Raw genomic sequence first — 22005 nt, 5'->3', positions numbered from 1 at the left:
GGGCGCAAATCAAAGGCCACCAAGGCCACCGTTCGCGGTGGCTTTTTTCTGCGCGCACAATCCGCTTTCACCGTCTTCCTGTTTCCGTCGTTTTTCACCGCACCTGCCCCATGACCACCGTCCACACCTCCTCCATCCAGAGCCTGCCCCTGCTTGCGCGCGGCAAGGTGCGCGACAACTACGCGGTCGGCGAAGACCGCATCCTGATGGTCGCGAGCGACCGCCTGAGCGCCTTCGACGTCATCATGGGCGAGCCCATTCCCGGCAAGGGCGAGATCCTCACGCAAATGGCGCTGTGGTGGTTCGAGCGGCTCGGCCAGCTGTGCCCCAACCACCTGACCGGCGACGCGCCCGAGAGCGTGGTCACGCCCGAGGAGGTGCCCCAGGTCACGCAGCGTTCCATGCTGGTGAAGCGCCTGAAGCCGATTCCGGTGGAAGCCGTGGTGCGCGGCTACCTGGCCGGCAGCGGCTGGAAGGAATACCAGGAGAGCCAGTCGGTGTGCGGCGTGCCGCTGCCCGAGGGCCTGACCAACGCCAGCAAGCTGCCGCGCCCGATCTTCACGCCCGCCGCCAAGGCCGCGGCCGGCGAGCACGACGAGAACATCAGCTACGAGCGCGTGGTCGAGATCGTCGGCCCCAAGCTGGCCCAGCAGATCCGCGAGACCAGCATCGCCATCTACGAGACGGCGGCGCAAATTGCCCTGGCCAAGGGAATGATCATTGCCGACACCAAGTTCGAGTTCGGCCTGGACGAAGCCGGCACGCTGGTGCTGATGGACGAAGTGCTCACGCCCGACAGCTCGCGCTACTGGCCGGTGGAGGGCTACCAGGCCGCCCTGGCCGCCGGCACCAACCCGCCGAGCTACGACAAGCAGTTCGTGCGCGACTGGCTCGAGGCCACCAAGATCAACGGGAAGCCCTGGGACAAGACGCCCCCGGCGCCGCGCCTGCCGGCCGAGGTCATCGAGAAGACGGCCGCCAAGTACCGCGAGGCGCTGGAGCGGCTCACGGGCTGATGTGCTGATCCACTGACCCGGAGCCTGAGCGGGCTCCAATCAAAGCAAAAAGACCGGCCAAGGCCGGTCTTTTTCGTTTTCAGCGCCCGCCGCTGTTGAGCAGCGCCACCGTGCGCCCGCGCGCGTCCAGCAGCGCCAGGCGGCCCGGGCCGGCCAGGCTGTAGCTGGCCGTGCTTTGCAGCGCGGAAATGAACTGCGCCTCATTGGCCCCGCGCGCTGGGTCCAGGCAGGCCATGCGAGTGGAGGCCAGCTGGCCGATCTTCAGCGTGCTGCCCGCGCGCGTGAACGTGCCCGAGAGCCGGTTGCAGCCGCCCGAGCCGCTGACGCGCCCGCTGCCGCGGTCGAATTGCACCTGCGCGTCGCTGCCGGGCGCGACGGGCTCGTCGCCCAGTTGCACCAGCCGCCAGCTGGGGCCTTCGATCGGCTCGTCCAGGCTGATGCCGCTGCCGCAACCGGCCAGGCCGGCCAGCAGGGCGGCCGCCGCGACCACGGGGAGCGCCGTGCGGCGAGTGAATCTGGAGAGGTGCGCGAGGTTGTCGAAGGAGCGCATGGCCGGTCTTTCCTTTTGGCGATCTGCAACAAGTTGAATCGGGCGTGATCGTATGCGACGGCGCCCGGCTCGCCAATGCCGATGCATCGGCCATGAAAAAAGCGACCCGAAAGTCGCTTTTGGTCGGAAATGCGCAGCAAAGTGCGCAACTGGGCAAGCGCGCCGTGGTTCAGCTCAGCACCACGCTGCTGAGCCGGCGCCGGTACGTGGCCACCACCGGATCGTCCGGCGGAATCTGGCCGTCGGCCACCTTCACCTTCGGCGGCTCGATCACGTCGAGGATGGCGATGTAGGTCTTGCGCGCCAGCTCTTCGCTCCAGCTCTTGTCGCGCATCAGGATGTCGAGCAGCTCGTCCATGGCGTCGGTCCAGCGCTGCGCGGCCATCAGCAGGCGCGCTCGGGCGAAGCGGGCGTCGAAGTCGCGCTTGTTGGCGGCGATCTTCGAATCGAACTCGGCAATGGCCGGCGCGGCGCCCGCCGCCGGGGCGGCGAAGTCGATGGCGTCCATCCAGCGCTGCAGCGCGTCGAAGCGGCGCACCAGCCCGGTCTTGGCGATCACGGGCGCAAAGGCGACCTTGGCGTCGTCGACGCGGCCTTCCTGCAGCAGCAGCTTGATGTAGTCGAAGCGGGCGTCGTCGTTGGCCGGGTCGGTGGCCACGGCGTGCTGCAGCTTTTCGAGCGCACCCAGGGTGTCGCCCTCGGCCAGCGCCTCCTGCGCGGCGGCTTCCTCGGAAGCGGCCTCGGCCTCGTCGGCACCGGGCACGTGCTTGTCGAGGAACTCGCGGATCTTCTCGGCCGGAATGGCGCCGACGAAGCCGTCCACCGGCTGGCCGTCCTTGAACATCACGCAGAACGGAATGCTGCGCACGCCGAACATCTCGGAGAGCTGCGAGGAAATCTGCGGCACCTTGTCGGCGTCGAGCTTGGCCAGCGTGAAGCGCCCGGCGTACTCGACCTCGAGCTTTTCGAGCACCGGGCCCAGCTGCTTGCAGGGTCCGCACCATTCGGCCCAGATGTCCAGCAGCACCGGGGTGGCGACGGAGCCTTCGATCAGTTCGGCCTGGAAATTTTCGAGAGTGATGTCGATCATCGGAACCAACTGAGGGTGAAACGTAAAATTGAAACCATGAACGAAACCATTCAGGTCGGTGTAGTGATGGGCTCGAGCTCCGATTGGGAGACGATGCGCAACGCGGTCGAGATTCTCCAGCAATTCGGAATCAGCCACGAAGCAAAGGTGGTCTCGGCCCACCGCATGCCCGATGCGCTCTTTGCGTATGCCGAAAGCGCCGCCGGGCGCGGGCTCACGGCCATCATCGCGGGGGCGGGGGGCGCGGCCCACCTGCCGGGCATGCTGGCGTCCAAGACCACGGTGCCCGTGCTGGGCGTGCCGGTGGCCAGCCGGCACCTGCAGGGCGTCGATTCGCTCTACAGCATCGTGCAGATGCCCAAGGGCGTGCCGGTGGCCACGTTTGCCATCGGCAACGCGGGCGCGGCCAACGCGGCGCTGTTCGCGGTGGCCATGCTGGCGGTGAACGACCCGGCGCTGCGCGCCAGGCTCGACGCCTTCCGCACGGCGCAGACCGCGGCGGCCGAGGCCATGACGCTGCCGCCGGCGCCCGAAGGCGCCCCGTCTTCTTCCGTGTCCCCTGTATCTCCCTTCTCGCCCCAGGGCGGAGGCGCCCTGTGAGCGCCCACGACGCCGACCTGCCGATCCTGCCCGGCGCCACGCTCGGCGTGCTCGGCGGCGGCCAGCTGGGGCGCATGTTCGTCCACGCCGCCCAGCGCATGGGCTACTTCACGGCGGTGCTCGACCCCGACGCCGACAGCCCCGCCGGCCGCGTGAGCCACCACCACATCCACACCGACTACAGCGACGTCGACGGCCTCGCCCGCCTGGCCGGCCTGGCCGACGCGGTGACCACCGAGTTCGAGAACGTGCCCGCGCCCTCGCTGGAGCACCTGGCGGTCGCCCGCCCGGTGTCGCCCGAGGCCCCGGCCATCGCCATCGCGCAGGACCGCATCGCCGAAAAGGCCCACTTCACGCGCTGCGGCGTGCCCTGCGCGCCTTACGCGGCCATCGAGACCGCCGCGCAGCTCGCCGCGGTCGACGACAGCCTGCTGCCCGGCATCCTGAAGACGGCGCGCCTGGGCTACGACGGCAAGGGCCAGCAGCGCGTGAAGACGCGCGCCGAGCTGGTCGAGGCCTGGCAGGCCACGGGCTGCGTGCCCTGCGTGCTCGAGAAGATGCTGCCGCTGGAGTTCGAGTGCTCGGTCATCCTGGCGCGCGGGCGCGACGGGCAGGTCGTGCACTTTCCGCCGCAGCGCAACCTGCACCGCGACGGCATCCTGGCCGTGACCGAGGTGCATCCGCAGAACATGCCCAAGACGGTGGCGCAGGGCGCGGTCAATTCGGCCAGAAGCATCGCCAACGGCCTGGGCTACGTGGGCGTGCTGTGCGTCGAGTTCTTCGCGCTGGCCGACGGCTCGCTGGTGGTGAACGAAATGGCACCGCGCCCGCACAACAGCGGCCACTACACCATGGAAGCCTGCGACGTGTCGCAGTTCGAGCTGCAGGTGCGCACCCTGGCCGGCCTGCCGCTGGTTGCACCGCGCCAGCACAGCCCCGCGCTCATGCTCAACCTGCTGGGCGACCTGTGGTTCGTCGACGGCGGCGACACGCCCGTGACCCCGCGATGGGGCGAGGTGCTCGCGTTGCCCGGCGCCCACCTGCACCTGTACGGCAAGGTCGATCCGCGCCGTGGCCGCAAGATGGGCCACCTGACCTTCACCGGCGCCACGCTGGAGGCCACGCGTGCCGCCGCGTCGCAGGCCGCGCTGCTGCTGGGCCTGCCCGCGGTGACCACCGCCGACCTCGCATGATCCTGGACGGGCGGTCGCCTGACGCTGCCGTGGCCATCGCGGAGGCCGCGCGCGTGCTGCGCGCCGGCGGCCTCGTGGCCTTTCCGACCGAGACCGTCTACGGCCTGGGCGCCGACGCCACCAGCGACATGGCCGTCGCCGGCATCTTCAAGGCCAAGGGCCGGCCCTCCGACCATCCGCTGATCGTCCACGTGGCGGCCGGCATCAAGGGCACCGAGGCGCTGTCGCGCTTCGCCCAGCCGCTGCCGGTGTTCGCGCAGAAGCTGGTGCAGGTGTTCTGGCCCGGCCCGCTCACGCTGGTCGTCACGCGCCAGCCGGGCGTGGGCGCCGCCGCCGCCGGCGGGCAGGACACCATCGGCCTGCGCTGCCCTTCGCATCCGGTGGCGCAGGCGCTGCTGGAGGCCTGCGCCGAGCTGGGCGTGCCCGGCATCGCCGGCCCCAGCGCCAACCGCTTCGGCCGCGTCAGCCCGACCACCGCGCAGCACGTGCAAGGCGAGTTCGGCGACGACCTGCTGGTGCTCGACGGCGGCCCCTGCGAGGTGGGCATCGAATCGACCATCGTCGACTGCAGCCGCGGCGCGCCGGTGCTGCTGCGTCCCGGCGCCATCACGCGCGCGCAGATCGAGGCGGCCTGCGGCGAAAAGCTCGCCGACCGCGAGGTGCTCGACACGCCCGACCCGCGCGCCTCCGGCACGCTGGAGGCGCACTACGCACCCGACGCCAAGGTGCGGCTCATGGACGCCAAGGCCATCCAGACCGGGCTCGACGTGCTGGGCGCCAACGCCGCGCACATCGCCGTGTGGACCCGCGCCGCCACGCGCAGCCGCTCGCAGCGCGTGCTGGTGCGGCGCATGCCCGACGACGCGGCCGCCAGCGCGCAGCAGCTGTTTGCGGTGCTGCGCGAGTTCGACGCGCAGGGCGTCAAGCTGATCTGGATCGAGACCCCGCCCGACACGCCCGAGTGGGAAGGCGTGCGGGACAGGCTGCAGCGCGCCTCCGCAGCCTGATCTGGCCACCTGATCGGGGTCGGCCGGGGTCAGCCCCCGGCGGCCAGCACGCCCTGGAAGAACCCCCTCGCCGACGCCAGGCAGAACGGCGGTGCCAGCGTGCCGTGGTACGCCAGCGTGACCGCCTGCGCCTTGTCCGCCGCGCTGCCCGTGGTGTTCTGCACCAGCAGCGCCTTGGCCTGCGCGAAGCCGGCGCGGGCGGTCGCGTAGGCGTCGGTCGCGGCGGCATCCTCTAGGTCGACCACCGTCAGCGCGGCGGCCGGCATGCCCTTGGCGCGGAAGTAGCCGGCCGTGGCGCGGGTGCTGATGAAGTTCACCGTCGGGTCGTTCGCGCCGCCGCACATCAGCATCGGCTTGGCCGGCACCCAGTTGCGCAGGTCGTTGGCCACGGCCGCCTTGCGAAAGCCCGTGGACGGCGTGCAGCCCAGCGGCGTGGCCGTGCTCAACGACGCGGCCGTGGGCGGCAGCGCGTTGCCGGGGCAGGGGTTCGACTGGATGTCGGTGGCCGCCTGCGTCAGGTAGCTCTGGCGCACCAGGTTGTTGGCGCCGTAGAAGATCGACAGCTGCGCGTTGACGGGCCCCGGCGTGGCGTTGGCCGGAAACAGCGCCAGCTGCGGCAGCTTGCCCGAGGTGAACAGCGTGTCGGGCGTGAGGCTCGGCAGCAGGGTGTCGATGCCGCTGGCGTACTGCGACTCGTAGATGTCGGCGGTGCTGTCGTACACGTTGCCGAACTGCTGCTGCCAGCTGGTGGACAGCAGCGGCACGAACAGCGTGGCGCCCAGCGCCGGCCAGCCCTGGAAGGTGTAGTCGGTCAGCAGGCTGATGGCCGAGGGCGCCGACAGCGGCGCCGACGCCGTCACGTTCTTGCCCGTGGCCTGCATCTCGCGGTGCGCCGCCATGGCCACGTAGCCGCCCTGCGAGTAGCCGGTGATGAACAGCGAGCCGGCGTCGTTCGCGCCGATGTCCGAGAAGGTCTTGCGCGCGGCGGTGAGCGCGTCGACCATGTCCTTGCCCTGCTGGTCGCCGTTCAGGTAGGGGTGGTACGGCAGGGTCGACTTGTCGTAGCCCGCGTAGTTGGGCGCCACCACGATGTAGCCCTGCGCCGCGAAGGTGGCCGCGATCAGCAGGCCCTCGCCGGCGGCGGCCTGCGTGCTGTCGGTCCACTTGGCCAGGTTGTAGTTGCGCGCCGCCGTGGTGCCGTGCGCGTAGAGCACCACCGGGCGCTGGCCGCCGCAGGCCACGTCGGTGCCGGTGGGCACCATCACGGCGGCGGTGGCGTTGGTGGCTTCGTTCTTGCCGCCGACGGTGCGGTATTCGAGGTAGCGCACGTCAATGCCGCACTTGGGCGTGCCGGCCACCTGCAGCACGGCGCTTCCCTGCGAGCTGCCCTGCAGGCTGGCCTTGAACTGGTCGGCCGTGAGGCTGGCCGTTTTTTCGGGCGGGCTGGTCACCACCGAGCCGCGGCCGGTGTCGGCCACGGGCGGCGGGAAGATGCCCACGCCGCCCCCCCCGCCACCCCCACCGCCTCCCCCGCAGGCCGCGAGCAGCAGGGTGATGCCTGCCGTGATGCCCGCGAGCGCCGCCGTCTTGTGCTGTCCGCCGGGCGGGGTGGAGGTGTGTGTGTGTTGTTGCACGGGGTTTGTCTCCTGCGTTGGAATGGAATCGAACGAGCGTCCGATTCTGTTCAGCAGCGCAGCCCCACGCAATCGGTGTTCGCCTACAGGGTGAAGCCCGCGGCCCCGGCAACGAACACCGGGGCGACTCAGTTGTCCTGCGAAGCCCAGTCGACCAGCGCGTCGAACGCCGCGCGCGCCGCGCCCGCGTTCTCGCCGTTGGCGATGGCCACCAGCACGTAGCGGCGCCCGCTCGCGCCGTCGACGAAGCCGGCCACGCCCGAGGCGTCACGCAGCGTGCCGGTCTTCAGGTGGGCCGAGCCGCCGGAGCGCAGCGTGCGCCGCTTCAGCGTGCCGTCCACGCCCATGGCCGGCAGAGACGACATCAGCTCGGGCATCACCGGCGAGCGCCACGCGACCTGCAGCATCTTGCCGAGCGCCGCGGCGCTGATGCGCTCGTCGCGCGACAGGCCGGAGCCGTTCTCGAACACCGGCGTTGCCTCGCCGGTGCCGATGCGGTCGCGCCACCACTGGCCCAGCGCGGTGCGCGAGGCCTCGAAGGTGCCGCGGTTCTTCTGCGTGAGGCCGATGGTCAGGAACAGCTGCTGCGCCATCACGTTGTTGCTGTACTTGTTGATGTCGCGAATCACCTCGGCCAGCGGCGGCGACTCGAACTCGAAGGCCGGCTTCAGCCCCGCGGGCACGCGCCCCTCGCGCATCTGCCCGCCCACGCGCCCGCCCATCTCGGCCCACATGCCGCCGATGGCGCGCAGGGCGTAGGTGCGCGGGTCGCCGTAGGCCACGGCCCAGCTCTTCTCGCCGCAGCTGGCGGGCAGGCCGCCGTTGAAGCGGATGCGGTTCACGTCGCTGAAGTCGGCGCGCAGGCCGGTGCGCCAGTCGCCGCATTCGCCCGGCACCAGCGGCACGGTCTGCGGCATGGCCACGCTGGCCAGCGGGGGCTCGTAGCTCACGCGGGCGATCTGCCCCGCGCGGTCGGGCGCGAAGGTCATGTTCACCGACTTGAAGTTCACCAGCAGCGCGTCGGGCGAGGCGTTGTAGGGGCGCAGCGGCTCGCCGTCGAAGGCGCCGGGGTCGCCCTCGACCGTGGTCTCGAAGGCGCTGCGGTCGATCACGATGTCGCCGCTCACGGTGGTGATGCCCAGGCCCTGCACATGGCGCAGCAGCAGCCACACGCGTTCGAGCACCAGCTTCGGATCGCCCTGGCCCTTGATGTACAGGTTGCCGTTGAGCACGCCGTTGGCCACGGCGCCCTCGACGTAGACAGGCGTGGTCCAGTTGTAGGCCGCGCCCAGCATGTCGAGCGCGGCGTAGGTGGTGACCAGCTTCATGATCGACGCCGGGTTCACCGGCACCTGCGTGCGCCAGGCCAGGCGCGGGGCGCGGGTGCCGTCGGCTTCGGCCACGAGCATGGTGACGGACTCGCGCGGCACCTTGGCGCGGGCGAGGGCGGCGTCGACCTGGGTGGGAAGGGCTTGAGGAAGGGCTTGAACCTGCTGCGCGAAGGCTGCGGCCGGGGCCAGCAAGGAAACCAGGGGAAGTGTCAATGCGCAGGCGGCGCGGCGAAAGGCAAGAGGCATCCGGCCATTATCCAGACGCAGGCTACGCAGCGAACACGTGCAGCCTGGCGTGGTACAGCAGCATCACCGTCTTGGCGTCGGCGATGCGGCCGTCGGCCACCATGGCCAGCGCCTCGTCGATGCCCAGCTCCAGCACCTCGATGTCCTCGCCCTCCTCGGCCAGCCCGCCGCCCGCGCCGATGCGCATCGAAGGCTCGTAGGGCGCGATGAAGAAGTGCAGCTTCTCGGTGACCGAGCCCGGGCTCATGAAGCTCTCGAAGATCTTCTGCACGCTGCCCAGCCGGTAGCCCAGCTCTTCCTCGACCTCGGCGCGAATGCGCGCCTCGGGCGCCGCGTTGTCCAGCAGGCCGGCCGCGGCTTCGATCAGCAGGTCGTCGTGCCCGTTCACGAACGCCGGGTAGCGGAACTGCCGCGTGAGCAGCACGGTGCGCTGCGCGAGGTTGTATGGCAGCAGCGTGGCGCCGTTGCCGCGGTCGTAGGTTTCGCGGTGCATGCGCTGCCACTGGCCGTCGTTGCGGCGCCAGTCGAAGGCGGTGGTGCGCAGCGTGTACCAGTTGTCGGAAAGCAGGGTGACTTCGTGCACCCGGACGCGGTCTTGAAGGGTCATGCGAGGGCTTGTGAGAAGGTTTATGGGAGCGCTTGTGGCGTCGAGCATATGTGCATGTTCGTGCAAAAACAAGAAAAAACGTGCAATCACGCGATGGCGCCGATACCATCCACCGAATGCTCACCCGCCAGCGCAAGCAACACATCCTCTCGGCCCTGCAGCGCGACGGCAACGTCGTGGCCAAGGCGCTCAGCGACGAGCTCGGGCTGTCGGAAGACACCATTCGCCGCGACCTGCGCGAGCTGGCCGCCGAAGGCCTGCTGCAGCGCGTGCACGGCGGGGCGCTGCCCGTGGCCGCGGCCGAGGCCGACTTCGCCGGCCGCCAGCAGCTCGCGAGCGGCGAGAAGGTGGCCATCGGCCGCGCCGCCGCGCGCCTGGTGAAGCCGGGGCAGGTCGTGTTCATCGACGGCGGCACCACCGCCGTGCAGCTCGCGCGCCACCTGCCGAAGAACCTGCAGGCGACCGTGGTCACGCACAGCCCGTCGGTGGCGGTCGAGCTGGTGTCGCACGCGGGCATCGAGGTGGTGCTGGTCGGCGGGCGCCTGTTCAAGCACTCGATGGTGGCGGTGGGCGCGGCGGCCATGGCGGCCATTGCGCGCATCCATGCCGACACGTATTTCATGGGCGTCACCGGCGTGCATGCCGAGGCGGGGCTCACCACCGGTGACGTGGAAGAGGCCGAGATCAAGCGCGCGCTGATGGCGGCGGCGGCCGAGACGGTGGTGCTGGCCTCGTCCGAAAAGCTGGGTGCCGCGTCGGCCTGGGTGGTGAACCCGGTGGCCTCAACCAGCCATCTGCTGGTGTCGCCGGAGGCGCCTTCGAAGGCGCTGGCGCCACTGCGCAAGGCGGGGGTGGCGATCTTGCGCAGCGACGACGGGGCGTGACTGCTATCGCGGCGCATACCGGCGCATCGGCCTCGGAATTGCCCGCCCCTCGATAATCCCCGCATGCCCCTCGCCCTGCCCAAGCTGCTCGCCTTCGACACCAGCACCGAGCACCTGTCCGTGGCCGTGCTGCACGGCGACACGCTGCTCGCGCACAACGGCGTGGGCGGTGCCCAGGCCTCGACCACGCTGCTCCCGCTGATCCAGCAACTGCTGGCCGATGCCGGCCTGAAGCTGGCCGAGCTCGACGCCATCGTCTTCGGCCGCGGCCCGGGCTCTTTCACCGGCCTGCGCACCGCCTGCTCGGTGGCCCAGGGCCTGGCCTTCGGCGCCAAGGTGCCGCTGGTGCCGGTCGACACCCTGCTGGCCGTGGCCGAGGAGGCGCGCCACGCCTTCGGCGCGCAGCAGGTGGTGGCCGTGCTGGACGCCCGCATGGACCAGCTGTACGCCGCGCGCTACGACTTCGCTGCCGGTGGGCCGCTGGGCGCGGTCGATGCGCCGGGTGGCCACGACGAGCCCTTGCTGCTGTCCCCCGAAGCACTCGAGGTGCCCGCCGGCTGGGCGCTCGCCGGCAACGCCTTCGCCGCCTACGGCCCGCGACTGGCCCCGGCCACCGCCCGCCACGAGGCACTGCCGACCGCCACCGCCTTGCTGCGGCTGGCCCCCGCGCTGCTGGCGGCGGGGCGCACCGTGCCCGCCGCGCAGGCCTGGCCGCTGTATGTTCGCGATAAAGTGGCGCAAACCACCGAAGAGCGCGCCGCCATCAAGGCGGCCGCTGCCGCGGCTGCCGCCCCCTGAACCCGATACGCGAGCCCCTCCGTCAGACCCTGTCAAACCCCGCCCGTCGTCCCATGAGCGCCGTCCTCCAGCCCGTCGAAGGCCGCCTCGAACCGCTCACCATCGAGCGGATCGACGCGGTGTGCGCGGTCGAGCAGACGGCCTACACCCACCCCTGGACGCGCGCCAACTTCACCGATTCCATGGCCGTGGGCTACCACTGCCAGTGCCTGCTGGCACCGGGCGTGGCGCAGGGCGTGACGTCGCCGGTCACCGAGCTGGGCGAAACGCTGATCGGCTACTTCGTCGCCATGAAGGGCGTGGACGAGGTGCACCTGCTGAACATCACCGTGGCCCCGGCTTTCCAGCGCCAGGGCTGGGCGCCGCTCATGCTCGAGGCGCTGGGCGGCTGGTCGCGCGGCGAGGGCGCGCAGTGGCTGTGGCTGGAAGTGCGCCAGAGCAACCAGCGCGCGCTCGACATCTACCTGCGCCAGGGCTTTCGCAGCGTGGGCGTGCGCAAGGGCTATTACCCGGCCCATGACAACAAGCGTGAAGACGCGGTCGTCATGAGCCTGCGATTGAATGAAACAGGCACCGCCTGGGGAGCCTTGCGATGAGCGCGGTGCAGACTTTGAAGCTCGACGCGCGACAGCGCGCGATGCTCGACGAAATGGGCGTGAAGGTGTGGTGGCCGGTGCCGGAGGCGGCCGAGGTGGCCGAGGCTGCGCCCGCAGCAGCCCCAGTTGCCGCGCCGGAAGACGTGGCGGTGGTGCACGAGCGCATCGAGGCTGAAATGCCGGTGACCGCGCGCCCACCTCCGCCCCCTCCGGCGCCCGCACCGGCCCCCCGGCCCGCCATGGCGCCGGCGCCTGCAGCGCGTCCGGCCGCCGCGCCGCACGCCGCCCAGGGCGCCTCCGTGCTGGTCGAAGCGCCTTGCCGCCTTTATGCCGAGGTCGACACTGGCGGCGAACCTGTGCAGGGCGGCTGGCTCGTCGTCGCCGACATGCCGCCCGAGGCCGACGGCCGCCACGGCGAGCCCTTCGCGGGCGACGCCGGCCGCCTGCTCGACAACATGCTGCGCGCCCTGAAGCTGCACGACGGCCGCACGCCCGTGTACCTCATGCGCACCCACCGCGGCGTGGCCGCCGGCCAGCCGGGCAGCCCGCGCGCCATGGACGAGGCCTTCGGCGCGCACGCCGCCGCGCTCGCCCCGCGCGTCGTGCTGGCCATGGGCCCGCTGGCCGCGCAGAGCCTCATGCAGAGCGGCGACCCGCTGGGCAAGCTGCGCGGTCGCGCCGTGCCGCTGGCGCAAGCCGGCGCGGGCGCCTCGGTGGTCGCCACGTACCACCCCGCCTACCTGCTGCGCAACCCGGCCGACAAGGCGCGCGCCTGGGCCGACCTGTGCCTGGCGGCCGAGCAGCACACGCCCACGCCGGGCTGAACGCCTGAAACAGCGGCTGAAACAGCGGACCGGGGCGGCCCGCCTAAAATCCCGCCCCATGACTTTCCTCGACAAGCTGGCCGCCGCACAGCAAAAAAACGGTTCGTTGCTCTGCGTGGGGCTCGATCCCGAGCCAGCCAAATTCCCGGGGCAATTCAAGGGCGACGCCAGCCGCATCTTCGATTTCTGCGCCCGCATCGTCGACGCGACGGCCGACCTGGTCATCGCCTTCAAGCCGCAAATTGCCTATTTCGCCGCCCACCGCGCCGAAGCCCAGCTCGAACAGCTCATGGAGCACATGCGCCGCAATGCGCCCCATGTGCCCACCATCCTGGACGCCAAGCGCGGCGACATCGGCTCCACCGCCGAGCAGTACGCGCTGGAAGCCTTCGAGCGCTACGGCGCCGACGCGGTCACGCTGTCGCCGTTCATGGGGTTCGATTCGGTCGCGCCGTACCTCAAGCACGAGGGCAAGGGCGCCTTCCTGCTGTGCCGTACCAGCAACCCCGGCGGCTCCGACCTGCAGGGGCAGCGGCTGGCGGACGTCGAGGCCCAGCCCTTTCTGTACGAACACGTCGCCAGGCTGGCGCAGGGCCCGTGGAACCTCAACGGCCAGCTCGGGCTGGTGGTGGGCGCCACCTACCCGGCCGAAATCGAGCGCGTGCGCGCGCTCGCGCCGACGGTGCCGCTGCTGATTCCGGGCGTCGGCGCGCAGGGCGGCGACGCGGTGGCCACGGTGCGCGCCGGCTGGCGCGCGGACGCGCCGATCATCGTGAACTCTTCGCGCGCGATCATCTATGCGTCGTCCGGCGAAGATTTCGCCGAAGCGGCCAAGGCCGCCGCCCGCACCACGCGCGACGCGCTGGAGGCCGCGAAAGCCGCCAAGCCCTGAGCGAAATCAGGCGCGGCGCAGCCGGGTAAACAGCTCGAATTCCCAGTTGCGCATGCCCAGCAGCAGCGTGTAGCCCTCGCGGTCCTTGGCCGACAGCTTCTGGTCGGTTTGGTGCTGCTGGGCAAAGTCCTGCGCCACGCGCTGCAGGCGCTCCAGGAAGGCCGGCGCCAGCGAGCGGCTGATCGAGCCGTGCACCAGCAGCAGGCCCTCGGCCGGGCCGTCGAAGCCGCCGCGGTAGTAGTCGAGCACCACGTTCTCGCGAAAAAACTCCATCACCGGCCCGTGCGGGCGCCAGCGGAAGGTCTTTGCCAGCTTCAGGCGGTAGCGGTTCAACGGGCGCAGCTCGATGATGCCGATGCGGTCCAGCTGCGCCAGGCAGCCGATGCACTCGGCCTCGCTGATGCGGTAGGCCGTCACGATCTGCTCCAGCGTCCACTGGCTCAGCACGCTGATGGCCACCAGCAGCAGCTTCTTGTCCTTCACCACCGCCTTTTCCTGCTCGTGCGTGAGCTCCTTCAGCAGCGGCTGGGCGTCGGCCACGCGGCGCGCCAGCTCGGCGAAGTCGATCTTCAACGCCCGGCAGATGGCATCGACGCGCGACAGCGGCATGTCGCTCTTGGCCAGCATCCGCTTGACGCTGGACTCGGCCATGTCGAGCGAGCGCGCCAGGTCGGCGTAGGTCATGCGGGCGCTCTTGAGTTCGTTTTTCAGGGCTTGGACGAGATCGACGGTGGTGCTCATGGAGGTTCAGGTCAGGCGGAAGGTATTGAAAGAAGATACCGAAGGGTGTGAATTAGTACCTCGTATCGATTCTCGATGCCTGCGGGGAGGCTGGCAACCAGAATCCGCGGCTTGTTACCCCACCCACCGAGGCCCGCCATGCTCTTGCCGTCCCTGCCCCCCCTCAGCCGCCGCGAACGCGGACTGCTCTTCACCTTCGCGCTGCTGCTGCTGGTCGCCGTGTTCGGCCCCGACCTGCCGGCCGCCGACGTGGCCATTGCCTCGGTGTTCGCCGACGACCGCGCCTGGCACGGCCTGCCCAACGCGATGGACGTGCTGAGCAACCTGCCGTTCGTGGTGGTCGGCCTGTGGGGGCTGTACCGGCTCAACCGCATCGACCGTTCGCACCAGCAGGCGCTGTCGACATTTCCCCTGGCGCCGCCGGCCAGCGACCCGCCGGACAACACGCTGGACTGCGCCTGGCTGTTCTTCGCCGGCCTGATCGCCGCCGCCGCGGGCTCGGCCTTCTACCACCTGGTGCCCGACGCCCCCCGGCTCGCCGCCGACCGCGCCGGCATGGCGGTGGCCTTCGCCGGGCTGATCGGCGTGGCGGTGTGCGAGCGGGTGAGCCAGCGCGCCGGCTGGCCGGCCGCGTGGTTCGTGCTCACGGCCGGCCTGCTGTCGGCCGAGGTGTTCCAGGAAACCGGCAACGTGCTGCCCTGGGCGCTGGTGCAGTTCGGCGGCATGGCGCTGGTGCTGACGCTGGCGCTGTCCACGCCGATGCGCAAGTCGGTGGGCCTGAAGCTGGGCTGGGTGATCTTCTTCTACGTGCTGGCCAAGGTGTTCGAGCTGGCCGACCACCAGATCTACGAGTACACGCAGCATGTGGTGTCGGGCCACTCGCTGAAGCACCTGACGGCGGCGCTCGCGGGCCTGCCGGTGGTGCTGGCCCTGCACAAGCTGGAGATGCGCTGGCAGGCGGCGCTGCGGCACAATCCGGGCGCCGCCGCCGTGGCAGCATGAGGAGCTTTCTTCGAATGACAACCCCCGCCGCTGCTGCAGCCCCCGCGACCCCCGTGGTCCACGAAGCGAACGCCCACGCCAACCAGTTCGCCCTTCTCAAGCAGCGGCGCTTCGCGCCTTTCTTCTGGACCCAGTTCGCCGGCGCCGCGAACGACAACCTCTTCAAGTTCGCCTTCACCGTCATGGTCACCTACCAGCTGCAGCTCAGCTGGATGCCGCCGGCCATGGCGGGCCTGGCGATCGGGGCGCTGTTCATCCTGCCGTTCCTGCTGTTCTCGGCCACGGCCGGACAGCTGACCGACAAGTTCGACAAGACGCGGATGATCCGCTTCGTGAAGAACCTGGAGATCGCGATCATGCTGATCGCGGCCTGGGGCTTCATTGCCGCCAACGCGGCGGTGCTGCTGGGCTGCGTGTTCCTCATGGGGCTGCATTCCACGCTGTTCGGGCCGGTCAAGTTCGCCTACCTGCCGCAGGTGCTCGACGCGCGCGAGCTCACGGGCGGCAACGGCATGGTCGAGATGGGCACCTTCGTGGCCATCCTGCTGGGCCAGGTGGCGGGCGGGCTGCTGGTGGCGGTGCCGCAGATCGGCCACACCAGCGTGGCCGTGGCCTGCGTGCTGCTGGCGCTGGTGGGGCGCGGCGTGGCGCAGGCCATTCCGCAGGCGCCGGCCACCGACCCCGGCCTTGTCATCAACTGGAACCCGTTCAGCGAAACCTGGCGCAACCTGAAGCTGGCGCACGAGAACGTGGTGGTGTTCCGCTCGCTGCTGGGCATTTCGTGGATGTGGTTCTTCGGCGCCGTGTTCCTCAGCCAGTTCCCCAGCTTCGCGAAAGAGGTGCTGCACGGCGACGAGCAGGTGGCCTCGCTGCTGCTGGTGGTGTTTTCGATCGGCATCGGCGTCGGTTCGCTGCTGTGCGAAACGCTGAGCCGCCGGCAGGTCGAGATCGGCCTGGTGCCGCTGGGCGCCATCGGCATGAGCGTGTTCGCGATCGACCTGTACTTCGCCTCGCGCGGCCTGCCGAAGGTCGCCGAGATGGGCATCGGCAGCTTCGTGCACCAGGGCGCGCACTGGCGCGTGATGGCCGACCTGGGGCTGCTGTCGCTGTTCGCCGGGCTCTACAGCGTGCCGATGTACGCGCTGATCCAGCTGCGCAGCCAGCCCACGCACCGCGCGCGGATCATCGCGGCGAACAACATCCTCAACGCGCTGTTCATGATCGGCAGCTCGGTCATCGCCGGCGCGCTGCTGGGCGCGGGTTTCACCATTCCGCAGATCTTCCTGTTCACCGGCATCGCCAACGCGGTGGTGGCGTTCTACATCTTCCTGCTGGTGCCCGAGTACCTGCTGCGCTTCGTGGCCTGGGTGCTGTCGCGCTTTGTCTACCGCTTCGAGATCAAGGGCGACGAGCACATTCCCACCGAGGGCGCGGCCGTGCTGGTGTGCAACCACGTGAGCTTCATCGACGCGGTGCTGCTGATGGCGGCCAGCCCGCGGCCCATTCGCTTCATCATGGACCACCGCATCTTCAAGGTGCCGGTGCTGGGGTGGCTGTTCAAGCTGGCCAAGGCGATTCCCATCGCGCCGCAGAAGGAAGACCCCGCCGCCTACGAAGCGGCCTTCGCCAAGGCGCTGGACGTGCTGCGCGAGGGCGACCTGCTCGCCATCTTCCCCGAGGGCGCCATCACCCGCGACGGCACGCTGCAGCCCTTCAAGGGCGGCGTGATGAAGATCGTGGAGAGCGCGCGCGCCGAAGGCCTGGCGCCGCCCGTGATCCCGATGGCGCTGGTCAACCTGTGGGGCTCGTACTTCAGCCGCATCGAGCTGCGCGGCGGGCAGAACGTGGCCATGGCCAAGCCGTTTCGCCGCGGTTTCTACAGCCGCGTGGGCCTGAACGTGGGCACCGTGGTGCCGCCGGCCGAGGTGCAGCCCGAGCTGCTGCGCCAGCGCGTGGGCGCGCTGCTCGGCGGGCAAAAGTAGCACCCTGAGATACCGGTGGCGCCGCGCGCCGCCACCGGTGCAAGCATTCAAGCCTCGCGGTGCGGGAGCGAACCATGATTCGCCCACCTTCACTACGCCGCGAGGCACACATGCAACCCCTTTCATCCACGACCGTTTCCATCCAGCGCGATTCGCGGGCCTGGCAGTTCCAGACCTGGGCCTCCTTCGCGATCGCCGTCTTCCTGTGCGCGACCGGCTTGAGCTGGCTGCCGGGCGAGGCGCTGGACCGGGCGTTCATGGTGATGGGCTACGTGTTCTGCCTGAGCACGGCGTTCATGCTGTCCAAGTTCATCCGCGACGGCGAGCAGGCCGCTTCCACCGGTGCCACCGCCGGTCGCGACGTGCCGATGTGGCGCCTCGTGGTCTGGGGCAGCTTCTTCACCGCCATGGGCCTGACCGCCTGGGGCCTGGTGCGCATGGAGATCAACGACTCGTACAAGGCCTTCCTGGGCGTGAGCTGGTTGTTTCTCGTGAGCTCGGCCTTCACCCTGGCCAAGACCCTGCGCGACCGCCATGAAGCCGACATGGCCGAGGCCCGCCTGCAAGGCCGCCGCCTGGCCCGCGCCGAAGCCGCTACCGCCGCCGAATGAACTCCGTGTCCGCTCAACGAAAGAACACCATGAAAAAGTCCGTCGCCACCGTCCTGCTCGCCGCCTGCACGGCCTTCGCCGGCGTCGCGCTGCCCCTGCATGCCCGGGCGCAGAGCGACGCTTCCGTCGCGCTGTCGATGATGCCGGTCGCTTCGGTGCTGGTCGCCGGCTCGGCGGTGGGTGCTTCGGCCAACGCGGTCGGTGCTTCGGCCGCCGGCGTGGTCGCGGTGCCCGCCGCGCTGTCGGTGGGCGGCTCCGTGCTGGTCGTGGTCTCGGTCGAGGCCGCCGTCGACGGCACGGTGTACGTGCTCGAACGCGCGTCGGACGGCGCACGCGCCAGCATCAAGGTGGCCGGGCGCGCCGCCAACGGCGTGTCGAATGCCGTGGGCACCAGCGTGCTGGTCACGGTGATCGGCTCGGGCGTGGTGCTGTCGGCCGCCGGCGAGGTGCTGGCCTTCGTGCCCAACGCCATCGGCCGCGCGCTGCTCTACAACGAGAGGCTGTCGTGAAACGCGCGCGGTCCGTCGTCGCCGCGCTGGCCGTGTCCACCGCGGTGCTGGCCGCGGCCGCCTTGCCGATGCAGGCCTGGGCCGGCCGCTCGTGCGAGCAGGTCAAGCCCACGCCCGCGGTCATCGCCAAGGGCATGCAGCTGGCCGAGCGCACCTCGCAGGCGCTCGACGCCAGCGGCGCGCGCGTGGTCGTGCTGGCGCGCGCCGGGCAAGACCTGGGCAAGTACGGCCTGCGCTACTCGCACCTGGGCATCGCCTACAAGACCGAGGCCGGGCCGTGGCGCGTGGTGCACAAGCTCAACCAGTGCGGCACCGCGGTGGCCGAGGTGTATCGCCAGGGGCTAGGCGAGTTCTTTCTCGACGACCTGTGGCGCTACGAGGCGGCGTGGGTCGTGCCCACGCCGGCCGTGCAGGCGCAGCTGTTGGCCGCGCTGAACGAGCCGCCCGCGCGCCTGCTGCGGCTGCACGCCGCGCCCTACAGCATCGTGAGCTACGCCTGGGGCCAGAAGTACCAGCAGTCGAACCAGTGGGCCGTCGAGACGCTGGCCGCCGCCATGGAGCCCGCCACCGTCAACAGCCGCGCGCAGGCGCAGGCGTGGATGCAGTTCAAGGGCTACGAGCCCACCACGCTCAGGCTCGGGCCGCTCACGCGGCTGGGCGGGCGCGTGGGCTCGGCCAACGTGGCCTTCGACGACCACCCGAACGACAAGCGCTTCAGCGACCGCATCGAGACCGTGACGGTCGATTCGGTGTTCGCCTGGCTGCCGCGCGCCGGCCTGGGCGCGGCGCCGGTGACGCTGAAGATTCAATAAGACACAGAGGAGAAGACCGACATGAGCAAATCACTGCGCCTGTCCGAAAAATGGTTCCGCCGCGGCCTGTGGCTCGTGGCTTTCGTGTTCGCCAGCTTCCTCATCGGGCTGGGCAGCACCATCGTGGGCGACCTGCCGCAGGTGGAGCGCGTGCGCGGCATCGACGACTTCATCGACCTGCGCGCCGCGCAGCCGCTGCGCGCGACCATCGCGGCCTCGGAAGCCACCGAGCTGCAGGCCGCGCGCGACCTCGACCAGATCCGCCTGCAGTTGCAGGCCGCGCAGCAGGCCAACGCCAATGCCCGCGAGACCTTCGGCAACTGGCTGGCCACGCGCCGCGCCACCGCGCAGCCCGACCAGGACACCGAGCTCATCGCGCGCACCAGGGCGCTGGACGCCTTCAAGCAGAAGGAAGAGCAGGTGCAGCGCCAAGTCGCCGCGCAGCAGCAGATCACGCTCGACGCGCGCCAGGCCGAGCAGCGCGCGCGCACCGCGCTCGCCGAACTCGAGCGCGACGCGCAGGTGAAGCTCGACGCCGAATACCGCCGCATCGAGCTGCGCGTGTTCGGCTACCGCCTGGCGCTCACGCTGCCGCTGCTGGTGGTGGCCGGCTGGCTGTTCGCGAAGAAGCGCAAGAGCATCTGGTGGCCGTTCGTGTGGGGCTTCATCTTCTTCGCGCTGTTCGCCTTCTTCGTGGAACTGGTGCCCTACCTGCCGAGCTACGGCGGCTATGTGCGCTACGTGGTGGGCATCGTGATGACGGTGATCGTGGGGCGCTATGCCATCGTCGCGCTCAACCGCTACCTGGCGCGCCAGAAGCTGGCCGAGCAGCAGCCCGACCAGGTGCGCCGCGAAGAGCTCAGCTACGACACCGCGCTGGCCCGCCTGGGCAAGGGCGTGTGCCCCGGCTGCGAGCGGCCGGTGGACCTGAAGAACGACGCCATCGACTTCTGCCCGCACTGCGGCATCGGCCTGTACGACCACTGCGGCGTGTGCGAGACGCGCAAGAGCGCGTTCTCCAAGTTCTGCCATGCATGCGGCACCTCGGCCGCGCCGCGCGTGCTGCCGCCGCTGGATGGGCGCGAAGACGGCATGCCAGGGCCGCAGCCTGCGAACTAGATCACGCGGCGGCCGCGCAAGACACACCCCGTAGCCAGCGCGCCGCAGGGGCGTGCTACAACCTGCGGCGGTGACACAAATGTTGCCGCAGGTTATCAATCCCTCATTCCACGGAGCACTCGCATGAGCATTTTCGGCAGCATCCTTTCCAAGATCTTCCCGTCCGCGAACGCCGCGCCTGCACCTGCCGCGCCGGCACCGGCGGACACCTCGGCCGCCCCGGCCGCGCCCGCCGCCGCGGCGCCCCCGCCCGCCATCACCGTGGTCGACGTCGAGGCCCTGCTCGACGGCATGCCCGGCGCGAGCAGCCTGAACTGGCGCACCTCCATCGTCGACCTGATGAAGCTCCTGGGCCTGGACAGCAGCCTGGACGCCCGCAAGCAACTGGCCGCCGAACTGAGCTACGGCGCCGACACCAGCGACAGCGCCAAGATGAACATCTGGCTGCACCGCCAGGTGATGACCAAGCTGGCCGCCAACGGCGGCAAGGTGCCCGCGGAACTGCGTGACTGACCTGCGCAACTGAACCGCGCGACTGACCCGCGCTCAGCTTCAACAAGAAAGCCCGGCATGCCGGGCTTTCTGCTTTGCGGGGCGGGCGGAAGGCTTCAGGTCCAGCCCGCGTCCACCACGTAGTCCTGCGCGGTGCACATGCGCGAATCGTCCGCCGCCAGGAACAGCGCCATCGCCGCGATGTCCTCGGCCATCACGCGGCCCGGCAGGCACTGCGCCGCGTCGATTTCCGCGCCCGACTCGGGCTTGACCCACAGCTTGATCTGCCGCTCGGTCATCACCCAGCCCGGCACGATCGAGTTCACGCGGATGCCCTGCTTGCCCAGGTCGCGCGCCAGCGAGCGCGTGAGCCCGCGCGCCGCCGCCTTGCAGGCCTGGTAGACGGGGTAGCCCTTGCCCTTGATCATCCAGCTGATCGAGCCGAAGTTGACGATCGAGCCGCCGCCCAGCGCGCGCATGTCCTCGGCCACCGCCTGCGCGGCGAAGAACTGATGCTTGAAGTTGACGGCCACCAGGCGGTCGAAGTCGTCGCTGGTCACGTCGGCCATCTCGTGGCGGCGGTCGTTGGCGGCGTTGTTCAGCAGCACCGAGACCGGGCCGAAGCGCCGGCGCGTCGCGTCGATGGCGGCGGTGAGCGCGGCCGTGTCGGTCACGTCGCAGGCCACGAACAGCGCCGGGTGCTCGCCCTGCAGCTGCGCCGCGAGCGCATCGCCGGCCGCGGCGTCGAGGTCGCAGAAGCCGACCTTGGCGCCCTGCGCGTGAAAGGCCCGCACCAGCGATTCGCCGATGCCGCTGGCGCCGCCGGAGATGAACACGGTTCGCCCGGCCAGCGAAGGGTAGCGGGCGGTGTACGGGGCGGAAGGAGTGGATGCGTTGGTCATGGCAATGCGGCAACACCAGTGGGAACGGAGGGCTAGCGTAGCGGATGCGCAGGCGCCGGGCCAGGCCGAAGTCCGGGTCGAAAGCGCAAGCGCATCGGAGAAACAGGGCTGGGCCGTACAGGTGGCGTATGGCTTCCGGCGAATGGCCGACACGGGCCGGCGCGGCTACGCTCGCCCTTCATGACGAACACCTTCCCCCGCCGCGCCGCCCTTGCGCTCGTGCTTCTTCCCGCCGCCCTGGCGGTGCGCGGCGTGCGCGCCCAGGCACCGGCGCCGGTGCAGCTCTTCAAGGTGGTCTCGCCGCGCGACGAGGTGATCGTGGGCGCCGATGCCGCCCAGCTCGGCGCGGGCACGGGGCCGGCCGTGGAGCGGCTGGCCGCGCAACTCGCGGCCAAGGGCCAGCTCACGCTGTGGCAGTACGCCTCGCACAAGGATGCGAGCGGCGCGCTGGTGCAGGCGCCGCTCAGGCAGATCGTGGTCTTCAGGAACGAGGCGCTGCGCCTGGAGCCCTACGCGACGCCGCTGCCGATCCAGCCGCTGAAGTAGCGGCCGTGGAGACCGGAGTGC

At 70.4% G+C, this 22005-nt stretch carries 24 protein-coding genes; 17 read left to right on the top strand and 7 right to left on the bottom strand.

Going from position 1 to position 22005, the window contains the following annotated elements; all coding sequences use genetic code 11:
- Positions 1–110: 110 nt before the first annotated feature.
- Positions 111–1016, top strand: a complete 906-nt coding sequence (locus QTI51_RS29920) for a phosphoribosylaminoimidazolesuccinocarboxamide synthase (RefSeq protein WP_116910326.1) — start codon at positions 111–113, stop codon at positions 1014–1016.
- Positions 1017–1095: 79 nt separating this feature from the next.
- Here QTI51_RS29920 and QTI51_RS29915 read toward each other — a convergent pair whose 3' ends face one another.
- Together QTI51_RS29915 and QTI51_RS29910 are read right to left on the bottom strand one after the other, a co-directional pair.
- Positions 1096–1566 carry an META domain-containing protein gene (locus QTI51_RS29915; RefSeq protein WP_116910325.1) on the bottom strand — a complete coding sequence of 157 codons (471 nt, stop codon included), beginning with the start codon at positions 1564–1566 and terminating at the stop codon, positions 1096–1098.
- A gap of 169 nt (positions 1567–1735) precedes the next feature.
- The gene (locus QTI51_RS29910) at positions 1736–2656 is read right to left on the bottom strand and encodes a tetratricopeptide repeat protein (RefSeq protein ID WP_116910324.1); all 921 of its coding nucleotides are present in this window, start codon (positions 2654–2656) and stop codon (positions 1736–1738) included.
- 36 nt (positions 2657–2692) lie between these two features.
- On the opposite strand from QTI51_RS29910, the gene purE reads away from it, so the two are divergent.
- Genes purE through QTI51_RS29895 form a run of 3 tightly spaced genes read left to right on the top strand, consistent with a single transcriptional unit; the run spans position 2693 to position 5456 of the window.
- On the top strand, positions 2693–3256 hold the full coding sequence (gene purE / locus QTI51_RS29905) for a 5-(carboxyamino)imidazole ribonucleotide mutase (RefSeq protein ID WP_116910323.1): 564 nt from the start codon (positions 2693–2695) through the stop codon (positions 3254–3256).
- Positions 3253–4449: a 5-(carboxyamino)imidazole ribonucleotide synthase gene (locus tag QTI51_RS29900; RefSeq protein WP_116910322.1), complete on the top strand. Its 1197-nt coding sequence runs from the start codon at positions 3253–3255 to the stop codon at positions 4447–4449. The genes purE and QTI51_RS29900 overlap by 4 nt, the downstream gene beginning before the upstream one ends.
- Positions 4446–5456: an L-threonylcarbamoyladenylate synthase gene (locus tag QTI51_RS29895; RefSeq protein WP_116910321.1), complete on the top strand. Its 1011-nt coding sequence runs from the start codon at positions 4446–4448 to the stop codon at positions 5454–5456. The genes QTI51_RS29900 and QTI51_RS29895 overlap by 4 nt, the downstream gene beginning before the upstream one ends.
- Positions 5457–5485: 29 nt before the next feature.
- On the opposite strand, the gene QTI51_RS29890 is transcribed toward QTI51_RS29895, so the two are convergent.
- The 3 genes from QTI51_RS29890 to QTI51_RS29880 all read right to left on the bottom strand — a co-directional run bounded on the left by QTI51_RS29890 (position 5486) and on the right by QTI51_RS29880 (position 9274).
- Positions 5486–7090, bottom strand: a complete 1605-nt coding sequence (locus tag QTI51_RS29890; protein WP_116910320.1) for an alpha/beta hydrolase family protein — start codon at positions 7088–7090, stop codon at positions 5486–5488.
- Positions 7091–7218: 128 nt separating this feature from the next.
- The gene (gene dacB / locus QTI51_RS29885; RefSeq protein WP_116910319.1) at positions 7219–8667 is read right to left on the bottom strand and encodes a D-alanyl-D-alanine carboxypeptidase/D-alanyl-D-alanine endopeptidase; all 1449 of its coding nucleotides are present in this window, start codon (positions 8665–8667) and stop codon (positions 7219–7221) included.
- A gap of 22 nt (positions 8668–8689) precedes the next feature.
- Positions 8690–9274, bottom strand: a complete 585-nt coding sequence (locus tag QTI51_RS29880; RefSeq protein WP_116910318.1) for an NUDIX hydrolase — start codon at positions 9272–9274, stop codon at positions 8690–8692.
- Between the two features lie 116 nt (positions 9275–9390).
- Here QTI51_RS29880 and QTI51_RS29875 point away from each other — a divergent pair, with 116 nt between their 5' ends.
- The 5 genes from QTI51_RS29875 to pyrF all read left to right on the top strand — a co-directional run bounded on the left by QTI51_RS29875 (position 9391) and on the right by pyrF (position 13268).
- Positions 9391–10158 (top strand): DeoR/GlpR family DNA-binding transcription regulator, encoded by a 768-nt coding sequence (locus QTI51_RS29875; RefSeq protein ID WP_116910317.1) that lies wholly within the window; start codon positions 9391–9393, stop codon positions 10156–10158.
- 63 nt (positions 10159–10221) lie between these two features.
- Entirely contained in the window at positions 10222–10956 is a 735-nt protein-coding gene (gene tsaB, locus QTI51_RS29870) for a tRNA (adenosine(37)-N6)-threonylcarbamoyltransferase complex dimerization subunit type 1 TsaB (RefSeq protein ID WP_116910316.1), read from the top strand.
- Between the two features lie 53 nt (positions 10957–11009).
- Entirely contained in the window at positions 11010–11552 is a 543-nt protein-coding gene (gene rimI, locus QTI51_RS29865) for a ribosomal protein S18-alanine N-acetyltransferase (RefSeq protein ID WP_116910315.1), read from the top strand.
- Positions 11549–12376: a uracil-DNA glycosylase family protein gene (locus QTI51_RS29860; protein ID WP_116910314.1), complete on the top strand. Its 828-nt coding sequence runs from the start codon at positions 11549–11551 to the stop codon at positions 12374–12376. The genes rimI and QTI51_RS29860 overlap by 4 nt, the downstream gene beginning before the upstream one ends.
- Positions 12377–12434: 58 nt before the next feature.
- Positions 12435–13268 carry an orotidine-5'-phosphate decarboxylase gene (gene pyrF / locus QTI51_RS29855; RefSeq protein ID WP_116910313.1) on the top strand — a complete coding sequence of 278 codons (834 nt, stop codon included), beginning with the start codon at positions 12435–12437 and terminating at the stop codon, positions 13266–13268.
- Positions 13269–13274: 6 nt separating this feature from the next.
- On the opposite strand, the gene QTI51_RS29850 is transcribed toward pyrF, so the two are convergent.
- A complete protein-coding gene (locus QTI51_RS29850; protein ID WP_093129097.1) occupies positions 13275–14009 on the bottom strand; it encodes a helix-turn-helix domain-containing protein in 735 nt (244 codons plus the stop codon).
- Between the two features lie 138 nt (positions 14010–14147).
- Here QTI51_RS29850 and QTI51_RS29845 point away from each other — a divergent pair, with 138 nt between their 5' ends.
- From QTI51_RS29845 to QTI51_RS29815, 7 genes are all read left to right on the top strand, one after another.
- Positions 14148–15011: a hypothetical protein gene (locus tag QTI51_RS29845; RefSeq protein WP_207786716.1), complete on the top strand. Its 864-nt coding sequence runs from the start codon at positions 14148–14150 to the stop codon at positions 15009–15011.
- Between the two features lie 14 nt (positions 15012–15025).
- Entirely contained in the window at positions 15026–16993 is a 1968-nt protein-coding gene (locus QTI51_RS29840) for an MFS transporter (RefSeq protein ID WP_116910312.1), read from the top strand.
- Positions 16994–17103: 110 nt separating this feature from the next.
- Complete coding sequence (locus tag QTI51_RS29835) at positions 17104–17604, top strand: YiaA/YiaB family inner membrane protein (RefSeq protein WP_116910311.1); 501 nt, start codon at positions 17104–17106, stop codon at positions 17602–17604.
- Positions 17605–17633: 29 nt separating this feature from the next.
- A complete protein-coding gene (locus tag QTI51_RS29830; protein WP_165840360.1) occupies positions 17634–18113 on the top strand; it encodes a hypothetical protein in 480 nt (159 codons plus the stop codon).
- Between the two features lie 68 nt (positions 18114–18181).
- Entirely contained in the window at positions 18182–18925 is a 744-nt protein-coding gene (locus tag QTI51_RS29825) for a DUF2145 domain-containing protein (RefSeq protein WP_286517122.1), read from the top strand.
- Between the two features lie 21 nt (positions 18926–18946).
- Entirely contained in the window at positions 18947–20044 is a 1098-nt protein-coding gene (locus QTI51_RS29820; protein ID WP_116910308.1) for a zinc ribbon domain-containing protein, read from the top strand.
- A 123-nt stretch (positions 20045–20167) separates the two neighbouring features.
- Positions 20168–20557 carry a DUF3597 domain-containing protein gene (locus QTI51_RS29815; protein ID WP_116910307.1) on the top strand — a complete coding sequence of 130 codons (390 nt, stop codon included), beginning with the start codon at positions 20168–20170 and terminating at the stop codon, positions 20555–20557.
- Between the two features lie 95 nt (positions 20558–20652).
- Here the strand turns inward: QTI51_RS29815 and QTI51_RS29810 are convergent, their stop codons facing one another.
- Complete coding sequence (locus QTI51_RS29810) at positions 20653–21438, bottom strand: SDR family NAD(P)-dependent oxidoreductase (RefSeq protein WP_116910306.1); 786 nt, start codon at positions 21436–21438, stop codon at positions 20653–20655.
- Positions 21439–21618: 180 nt separating this feature from the next.
- On the opposite strand from QTI51_RS29810, the gene QTI51_RS29805 reads away from it, so the two are divergent.
- Positions 21619–21984: a hypothetical protein gene (locus QTI51_RS29805; protein WP_116910305.1), complete on the top strand. Its 366-nt coding sequence runs from the start codon at positions 21619–21621 to the stop codon at positions 21982–21984.
- Positions 21985–22005 lie beyond the last annotated feature (21 nt).

Source organism: Variovorax sp. J22G73, assembly GCF_030317035.1.
In the GTDB taxonomy this organism is placed as follows: Bacteria; Pseudomonadota; Gammaproteobacteria; order Burkholderiales; family Burkholderiaceae_C; genus Variovorax.
The sequence above is the reverse complement of the archived record's forward strand: the minus strand, read 5'-3'. Positions and strand labels throughout refer to the sequence as shown.